Below are 6,739 nucleotides of genomic sequence, written 5' to 3'. Positions count from 1 at the left end.
CCGACCTGCGCGGACGGTCCTCGCTCGAGGGTCTCTACGCGTGCGGCGAGACGTCGTGCACCGGCGTGCACGGCGCCAACCGCCTCGCGAGCAACTCCCTCCTCGAGGGGCTCGTCTTCGCGCGCCGCATCGCCGACGACCTCACGACCCGTCTCGGTGCGGGTGAGCTGCCCGAGACGACGCCCGTCGCACCCGTCGGAGCCCCGGAGCTGATCCGCGGCAAGCGCCGACTCGACGTGCAGCGCGCCATGACCGCGGGGTCCGGGACGGTGCGCTCGGCCGGCTCGCTCGCCGCGACGCAGGAGACCCTCGCGGTGCTCGCAGCTCGCGCGGTCGCCGACGACGCCGACAAGCAGGGCGGCCCCAAGAGCTGGGAGGCGACCAACCTGCTCCACCTCGGCCGGGCACTGACGTATGCCGCAGCCCTCCGCGACGAGACCCGTGGCGGCCACGTGCGCGAGGACTTCCCGTCGCGCGACGACGAGAACTTCCTGCACCACGTGCACCTGCAGCGTTCCGACGCCGGGGTGCTCGAGGCCCGCGTGGTGCCTGTACCGCGCTCGAACCTCGACGGCCTCGACCTCGACCACGCGGCCGCGGACCCGACTGCGGCAGAGGACTACTCACGGATGAGAGGACACCGGTGACCACCGACGGCCTGAGCGGCTTCCCGCACGAGTGGGCGACGGCGCTCGTCGACGTGGCGCTGCGTGAGGACCTCGGTCCCGACGGCGTCGACGTGACGACGCTGGCCACGATCCCGGCTGACCAGATGCGCACCGCCGAGATCGTCGCCCGCGCCCCGGGCGTCGTCGCGGGCGTCCCGGTCATCGCTCTCGTGCTCGCCGCGGTCGCCGAGAGGGTCGGGGGAGACGTGCCGTCGGTCGAGGTCGTCAACGACGACGGTGCCCGGCTCGAGCGGGGTGACGTCATCGCACGGCTCGCCGGCCCGACCCAGGTCATCCTCGTCGCCGAGCGCACCATCCTCAACATCCTGAGCCGGCTGTCCGGCGTGGCCACGCACACGCGGCGCTGGGCAGACGCGCTCGACGGCACCTCGACCATGGTCCTCGACACCCGCAAGACGACGCCCGGGCTGCGCTGGCTCGAGAAGTACGCCGTGCGTTGCGGTGGTGGCACCAACAAGCGCATGGGCCTCTACGACGTCGCCATGATCAAGGACAACCACAAGCTCGCGGCCGGCTCGGTGGCGGCGGCCTACGCCCTCGTGCGCGAGCGCTTCCCGCACGTCGACGTGCAGGTGGAGGTGACCACGCCGGCCGAGGCGCAGGAGGCCTACGACGCGGGGGCGCGCTTCATCATGTGCGACAACATGTCCGTCGACGTGCTCCGCGAGACGGTCGAGCTGCTCCGCGCCGCAGGTGAACCCGTCGAGATCGAGGCCACGGGCGGTCTCACCCTCGAGGTCGTGCGGGAGTATGCCGGCACGGGCGTCGACTTCGTCTCAGTCGGGGGCCTGACGCACAGCTCACCCATCGTCGACATCGCCCTCGACCTCACCGACTGAACCGTCGAAAGGCCACGTCTGGCCGCCTCCCACCCGTCGAGAGGCCACGTCTGGCCCCCTCCCACCCGTCGAGAGGCCACGTGTGGTCGCCTCCCACCCGTCGAGAGGCCACGTGTGGTCGCCACGCGACGGTCGAGAGGCCACCGGCAGCCGCCCCGACCGTAGGTGGACGCGCTGGCGTCGGGCGTACCCTGCGACGAGGGAGGGTGAGGGGTGTCGTCGACGAGCTGTTCCGCGCGAGAGCCGAGTTCGAGCGCGGGGGAGTGGGCGGCCGCCCTCGAGCGGTGGTCCTCGCTCGACACTGACGGCCTGACCGCCGCCGACCTCGAGTCCGCCGGGTCGGCAGCGCAGCTGCTGGGCCGCCCCGACGATGCGGTCGACGGCCGTACGTGGCCTCTCGACGTGGGGGAGGCGGCCACACGTGGCCTCTCGACGTGGGGGAGGCGGCCACACGTGACCTCTCGACGTGGGGGAGGCGGCCACACGTGGCCTCTCGACGGTTGAAGGAGGTGGGGGAGAGGTGGGGTCAGAAGTGGCGGTGCCAGAGGTTGACGGCGTAGTCCACGCCCGTGGCGTCGGGGTGCTCGGCGAGGATGAGGTCGGCGTGCTCGGGCGCGAACTCGATGCCGACGACGGCCTCGAAGTCCTCGCGCGAGTCGAAGTCCCACCGGATGTCGAGCCGCTCGCGCTCCCAGCCCTGCCGCTGCCAGAAGCGCTCGACGGCTCGCGGGTCGTAGGTCGGCAGCGCCCGCCGGAACCACCGGCCGAACGTCGAGCGCGTCGCATCGTTGTCGAGCACGAAGGCCGCGCCGCCGGGACGGATCACCCGCTCGAGCTCGGCCAGGCCCGGCTCGCAGCCCGGCCCGAAGAAGTACGCCCAACGCGCGTGGGCCACGTCGAACGAGCCGTCGGGCACTCCCAGCGCGGCCGCACCCTCCTCGCGGACCGAGACGGACGGCATACCCGAAACCCGTTGTGCCGCAAGCGAAGCCAGTGGGGGGTGCGGCTCCGCGCCGATCACCGACCGGGCCGTCCCCGCGAACATCGGCAGGTGGTAGCCGGTGCCGCACCCGATGTCGACGACGTCGAGCCCCGACCAGTCGAGCACCGAGCGCATGGCATCCTCGATGACGTGCGCGCGGTCGACGCCGCGGTTCTCGATCTCGTAGACGTCGGGCGTCTCCCAGATGTTGGGGGAGGGGATGATCTCGCTCATCGCGACCTCACTTCGCCCGCTGCGCCTCGAGGGTGGCCGGGTGCACGAGCAGGGGCAACAGCTTGCGCACGCCGCGGGCTCGGACGGCCTTGACCTGGGCGAGGTGCGCCTCGGCGCGGATCGCCAGCTCGGCGTAGGCCAGCGGGCCCATCAGCTCGGTGAGCTCGGGGGCGTTGGAGCGGTATACCGGCTCGCGACCGACGTGCGCCTCGGAGTTGCCCGAGCAGTACCAGTCGAGGTCGTGGCCACCCGGCCCCCAGCCGCGGCGGTCGTACTCGGTGATCGTCACCTCGAGGTAGCTCGTGTCGTCGGGGAGCTCGACGGTGCGGAAGGTGCGCCGGATCGGCAGCTGCCAGCACACGTCGGGCTTGAGCGTGTGCGGTTCGACTCCGGTCAGGACGGCGTGCTGGTGCAGCGCGCAGCCGGCTCCGGCGGGGAACCCTGGGCGGTTGAGGAAGATGCACGCCCCGTCGACGACCTTCGTCTTGCGCGTGCCGTCCTCCTTCTCGGTCCAGTCGTCCTTGTCGCCCGTGGCGCGGCCGACGGGGTGGTACTGCCACTCGTCCTCGCCGAGCTCCTCGACGGCCTTCTCGACCCGCTTCCAGTCGTCCTTCTCGGTGAAGTGCGCCCCGAGGGTGCAGCAGCCGTCATCGGGTCGGCCGGCGTAGATGCCCTGGCACCCGCTGCCGAAGATGCACGTCCAGCTGCTGGTGAGCCATGTCAGGTCGCACCGGTAGCGCTGGTTCGGGTCGGCGGGGTCGGTGAACTCGACCCAGACGCGGGGGAGGTCCAGAGGTGCTTCAGCCACCGGCTCACCCTATGCCGCCGACATTCGGACCGCGCCAGCCCAGGTTCAGTGCGTGGATGGTGCTCCGCGCGCCGAACCCCCTTGCGTATGCCGTGTGCGCCCGCATGCGCCCGTGCGCGCCCGGATGCGCCCGGGCGCACGCGGGCGCCGCGACGAGGACCCGCACGGATGGGGCTAGCGTGAGCCCATGACCTCGAGCGGACCGGAGGGCGTGACCGCGAAGGGCCGCGGTCGGCGCCCCGGCGGTGCCGACACCCGTGCCGCGATCGTCGACGCGGCGCGGAAGTCCTTCGCAGCCAAGGGGTATGACAAGGCGAGCATGCGCGGGATCGCCCGGGAGGCCGGGGTGGACCCGGCCCTCGTGCACCACTACTTCGAGGGCAAGGCGGCGCTCTTCACCGAGACGCTCGACGTGCCGGTCAACCCGAGCGAGCTCATCGAGCGCATCACCGCAGGCGACGTCGACCGGCTCGGCTGGCGGATCGTCGAGACGTTCCTGACGGTGTGGGAGCCGCCGGAGCGACGTGACGCGCTCGTGGCCCTCGTCCGGTCGAGCATGACGAGCGAAGAGGCGGCCCGGATGCTGCGCGAGTTCCTCGGCCGCGAGGTGTTCGGGCGGATCGCGGCCAGCACGGGGGTCTCGGACCCGCAGCTGCGCGGTGCGCTGGCGGCCACGCAGATGATCGGGCTCATCGTCGCGCGCTACGTCATCCGGCTGCCGGCGGTGGCGGACGCGACCCGCGAGGAGCTCGTCGACCGGATCGGTCCGGTGCTCCAGCTCCATCTCGTGGACAGGCCGCACAGAGAGGCGTAGATTTCATCGCATGATGAATAACACGGGTCCCGCGGTCGCCGTGAGCGGCCTGGTGGTCGTGCGCGGGAAGCGCCGGGTCATCCCGGGGCTCGACCTCGAGATCCCCGCCGGTCAGGTCATCGGGCTGCTCGGACCCTCCGGCTCGGGCAAGTCCACGCTCATGCGCTGCATCGTCGGCGTGCAGCTCATCGAGTCCGGCACCGTCACGGTGCTCGGGCATCCCGCTGGCTCGCCTGCGCTGCGGGACCGCGTCGGCTACGTCACGCAGAGCCCCAGCGTCTACGCCGACCTCAGCGTGCGCGACAACGTCGTCTACTTCGGCCGCGCCATCGGCCTGCGGGGCGCCGAGCTGCGCGAGGCCGTCGACCGAACGCTGACCGAGGTCGATCTCGTCTCGTACGCCGAGCAGCTCGTCCAGGACCTCTCGGGCGGCCAGGAGTCGCGGGTCTCGCTCGCCGCCGCCCTCGTCGGACGGCCGAGCCTGCTCGTCCTCGACGAGCCCACCGTCGGCCTCGACCCGGTGCTGCGACGAGACCTCTGGGACCTCTTCCGACACCTCGCCGACCGCGGGCACTCGCTCGTCGTGTCGAGCCACGTCATGGACGAGGCCACCCGCTGCGACCGGCTCGTGCTGCTGCGCGAGGGACGCGTCCTCGCCGACGTCACCCCCGCCGAGCTGCTCGAGCGCACCGACGCCGCCGACGCCGATGCCGCCTTCCTCGCCCTCATCGACGCCGAGACCGCCAGGACCGGGGAGAGGCGGGCGTCATGAACGCTGGTCTCACCGTCGCCACCTCGGGCCGCGTGCTGCGCCAGGTGCGCACCGACCGCCGCACCATCGCCCTCATCATCGTCGTGCCCTGCGTGCTCCTCGGCCTGCTCGCCTGGATCTACGACGGCACCCACGTCTTCGACGCCATCGGGCCGGCCCTGCTCGGCGTCTTCCCGATGATCGTCATGTTCATCGTGACCTCCGTCGCGACCCTGCGCGAGCGCCAGACCGGCACGCTCGAGCGCCTGCTCACGACGCCCATGGGCAAGGGCGACTTCATGATGGGGTATGCCGCTGCCTTCGGGTCGCTCTCAGCCGTGCAGGCCCTGATCGCAACGGGATTCGCCGTCTGGGTGTGCAACCTGAACGTCGCCGGCCCGCTCTGGCTGCTCGTCGTCGTCGCYGTCTTCGACGCGGTCCTCGGCACGTCGCTCGGTCTGCTCGCAAGCGGCTTCGCGCGCACCGAGTTCCAGGCGGTGCAGTTCATGCCGGCCTTCCTCCTGCCGCAGTTCCTGCTGTGCGGGCTGCTCGTCCCCCGGGACCAGCTGCCGACCGTGCTCGAGTGGGTCAGCAACGTCCTGCCACTGTCCTACGCCGTCGATGCGATGAAGGAGATCGCCGCCAACGCCGACCCCGTCACCGCGGTCCTGGGCGACCTCGGCATCGTCGCGGCCTTCATCGTCGGAGCCCTGGCCCTCGCCTCGCTCACCCTGAGCCGGCGCTCCGCCTGACGGCATACGCCCTGGTGCGAGCCCGGGTGCGTGCCCAGGCGAGCCCGATGACGCGGCACTAGGGTTGGGACATGCGCCTGGGCGTCATCGACATCGGGTCCAACACGGTCCACCTGCTCGTCGTCGACGCCCACCCCGGCGCGCAGCCGCTGCCGGCCTTCTCGCACAACACCGAGCTGCGGCTGTCGGAGAGCCTCCGGGCCGACGGCCGCGTCAGCGACGAGACGGCCGACCGGCTCGTCGCGTTCATCCGCGAGTGCCTCGACGTCGCGGAGGACCAGGGCGTCGGCGACCTCTTCGCCTTTGCGACGTCGGCACTGCGCGAGTCGCCCGACGGCGACGCCGTCATCGCGCGCGTGCGGGACGAGACGGGTGTCGAGCTCGAGGCCCTGAGCGGCTCGGACGAGGCCCGGATGACCTTCCTCGCCGTGCGCCGCTGGTTCGGGTGGTCGAGCGGCCGGCTCCTCGTCGTCGACATCGGCGGCGGATCCCTCGAGCTGGCCGCCGGCCTCGACGAGGAGCCCGACGTCGCCTTCAGCCTGCCTCTGGGCGCCGGGCGGCTGACCCGCGAGAACCTGCACGACGACCCGCCCACCGAGGCGGCGTCCCATGAGCTGCGGACGCACGTGCGCACCACCCTGGCCCGGCACGTTCGCCCCCTGCTGACATCCGGCTCGCCGGACCGCGCCGTCGGGACGTCCAAGACGATGCGATCGCTCGCCCGGATCGCCGGGGCCGCGCCACGAGCCGAGGGCCCGTTCGTGCCGCGCACCCTCTCGCGGGACGACCTCCGCGAGATCGTCGCGCGCGTCGGACGGCTCGACGCGGCCGCGCGCTCGCAGCTGCCCGGCGTCTCGGAGGGGCGAGCCC

Annotated in this window: 8 protein-coding genes; 6 read left to right on the top strand and 2 right to left on the bottom strand. The window is 72.2% G+C overall.

All coding sequences use genetic code 11. The annotated features are described in order from the left end of the window. Together AC1DP0_RS15795 and nadC are read left to right on the top strand one after the other, a co-directional pair. Window positions 1–647, top strand: a 647-nt coding sequence (locus tag AC1DP0_RS15795) for an FAD-binding protein (RefSeq protein WP_478085890.1), incomplete at its 5' end; no start/stop codon positions are given. Continuing rightward, window positions 644–1,528, top strand: coding sequence for a carboxylating nicotinate-nucleotide diphosphorylase (gene nadC / locus AC1DP0_RS15790; RefSeq protein WP_478085888.1), 885 nt, complete (start codon window positions 644–646; stop codon window positions 1,526–1,528). The genes AC1DP0_RS15795 and nadC, both read left to right, overlap by 4 nt. A 526-nt stretch (window positions 1,529–2,054) precedes the next feature. On the opposite strand, the gene AC1DP0_RS15785 is transcribed toward nadC, so the two are convergent. Together AC1DP0_RS15785 and AC1DP0_RS15780 are read right to left on the bottom strand one after the other, a co-directional pair. Further along, window positions 2,055–2,744: a class I SAM-dependent methyltransferase gene (locus tag AC1DP0_RS15785; protein ID WP_478085885.1), complete on the bottom strand. Its 690-nt coding sequence runs from the start codon at window positions 2,742–2,744 to the stop codon at window positions 2,055–2,057. Window positions 2,745–2,751: 7 nt separating this feature from the next. Beyond that, window positions 2,752–3,552, bottom strand: coding sequence for a DUF3109 family protein (locus tag AC1DP0_RS15780; protein WP_478085883.1), 801 nt, complete (start codon window positions 3,550–3,552; stop codon window positions 2,752–2,754). 187 nt (window positions 3,553–3,739) lie between these two features. Here AC1DP0_RS15780 and AC1DP0_RS15775 point away from each other — a divergent pair, with 187 nt between their 5' ends. The 4 genes from AC1DP0_RS15775 to AC1DP0_RS15760 all read left to right on the top strand — a co-directional run. Beyond that, on the top strand, window positions 3,740–4,366 hold the full coding sequence (locus AC1DP0_RS15775) for a TetR/AcrR family transcriptional regulator (protein WP_478085880.1): 627 nt from the start codon (window positions 3,740–3,742) through the stop codon (window positions 4,364–4,366). Window positions 4,367–4,376: 10 nt separating this feature from the next. Then, entirely contained in the window at window positions 4,377–5,138 is a 762-nt protein-coding gene (locus tag AC1DP0_RS15770; RefSeq protein WP_478085878.1) for an ABC transporter ATP-binding protein, read from the top strand. After that, window positions 5,135–5,869 carry an ABC transporter permease gene (locus AC1DP0_RS15765; protein ID WP_478085876.1) on the top strand — a complete coding sequence of 245 codons (735 nt, stop codon included), beginning with the start codon at window positions 5,135–5,137 and terminating at the stop codon, window positions 5,867–5,869. The genes AC1DP0_RS15770 and AC1DP0_RS15765 overlap by 4 nt, the downstream gene beginning before the upstream one ends. 71 nt (window positions 5,870–5,940) lie before the next feature. After that, the coding region (locus AC1DP0_RS15760; protein WP_478085874.1) for a Ppx/GppA phosphatase family protein at window positions 5,941–6,739 on the top strand (799 nt) is incomplete at its 3' end.

The organism is Terrabacter sp. P5_B1 (assembly GCF_056400505.1).
Note: the sequence above shows the minus strand (reverse complement) of the source record. Positions and strands in the feature narration are given on the sequence as shown.

Coding starts and splice junctions, on each gene's coding strand:
- AC1DP0_RS15785 (WP_478085885.1), bottom strand. CDS start 2,744: ATGAGCGAGATCATCCCCTCCCCCAACATCTGGGAGACGCCCGACGTC.
- AC1DP0_RS15775 (WP_478085880.1), top strand. CDS start 3,740: ATGACCTCGAGCGGACCGGAGGGCGTGACCGCGAAGGGCCGCGGTCGG.
- AC1DP0_RS15770 (WP_478085878.1), top strand. CDS start 4,377: ATGATGAATAACACGGGTCCCGCGGTCGCCGTGAGCGGCCTGGTGGTC.